General features: G+C 39.8%; 1 protein-coding gene. It reads right to left on the reverse strand.

Translation table 11 applies throughout. From position 1 onward, the window contains the following. Positions 1-1,511 (reverse strand): hypothetical protein (locus H524_RS17490; protein WP_169726160.1); only part of this gene is annotated, 1,511 nt, incomplete at both ends.

Below are 1,511 nucleotides of genomic sequence, written 5' to 3' on the forward strand. Positions count from 1 at the left end.
TTTTTTTTTGGTGATCATGGCTGTTTTAAGCATATTCAACATTGAATTAATGCTTCGCCATTTAGTCTTTTCGTCTAACTCATTAAATCCCTCGCTAAAAGGATTCACAATAGGCTTGCGACCAGGATTGCTTGAGTTGGCATATTTTTCTTTGTATGCTTTAGCGGGCATGCCGATATCATATCCACATGCCTCCAAAAACATGTCACGCATGCCTGATGGGTCTTCAGGATCAACAAAGTTTGAGTCAATTCTTTTTGATGCTGCGATAATCTCAGAAACATCAGCTTGGTCTAAGTTTTCGTCAAATGAATCTTCATCATTAGCCGACTGAATCGCTGCCATAGACAGCATTTCTAACTGAGCTTGTGCTTGGTCTACGCCTTGTGTCTTTTCTGCATCATTCTTATTTGCTGAATCATAATGGATGTCCTGAGAGCCAGAGGTTAGTCCAATGCTTTCTGTTAGGCTATCTGATGAGGATTCAGAATTAAGCGCAGCCTGCACGATTGAGTGACGATTACTCTGTCTACGTGTCTTATATGTTGACTTGCAACCAATAATCTTTTCTAGATTAGGCCTGTTTATAACCTTAGTTATATCGCAAACCTCATCATTGAACATAGATTCTGCAACAGTCAAGTCTAATGCCTTGTCTGAGTAACACGATGACACTGGGATCGCCATAGCAAGCGAGCAAGTATATTCAGGATGCATTAAGGCAAGCTGAATGTCTTGTAGGCTGTCAGTAAATAGCATGATTTTCTTGCCGTAGTTAGTGCAATATGTGCTATTTAGGTTGGCATCAATAGATGCTAGTATGCTGTTACTAACAGCGTTTAGTCCTGCTATATTACATTGATTACCAAGCTCGTTAGCTGTCTCGATTATCATGCACGGATTATCAAGCACATAATCATCCATAGCTACTTCAACAAGCTTAGTTGTATTAACAACTGGCTCTAGAATGGAAAACGCACTGCCAAACTGCAGGTCATAAAATCCATAAGATTCTTCTATCAAAGAAGCCTCTTTAGGTGTTTCTCCCCAGCGCTCAAATAGCAGTCTCTGCTCTTCGGCATAGCTTATTCTTTCACGTTGATAGTAGGAATACTTTCTCTGTTTAGGTTTATGACAGTTTAAACGCTTGGCCCTGCCTACTACTCTTGGCGCGATGGAGTCGACTTTTGTTGGGTTTTCTCTAGAATCATAGAATCTGTAGCAAGGATCTAAACGCTTTGATTCAAAGTTGATGAAACCGCAATGAAATGGATTTCCTTCTTTTGAACCAAGACCAAATTGCCACTCTTCAGGCATGTGAATTAAGCTAAGGGAAGTCACGTCTATACGGCTGATATCCAATCCAAGCTCAGCCTTATACGTCAAATAAGCTTGCTTATAGGCTTGCTCTTTTGTTAGGCCCTTCTTCAAATAAAATGCTTTTACTAGGTCGTGGCAATCAACATTTTTATTATATTTACTAATAATTTCCTTGAGAACAGCGATATTAG

The sequence above is a fragment of the Anaerobiospirillum succiniciproducens DSM 6400 genome (genome assembly GCF_000482845.1).
Classification (GTDB): domain Bacteria; phylum Pseudomonadota; class Gammaproteobacteria; order Enterobacterales; family Succinivibrionaceae; genus Anaerobiospirillum; species Anaerobiospirillum succiniciproducens.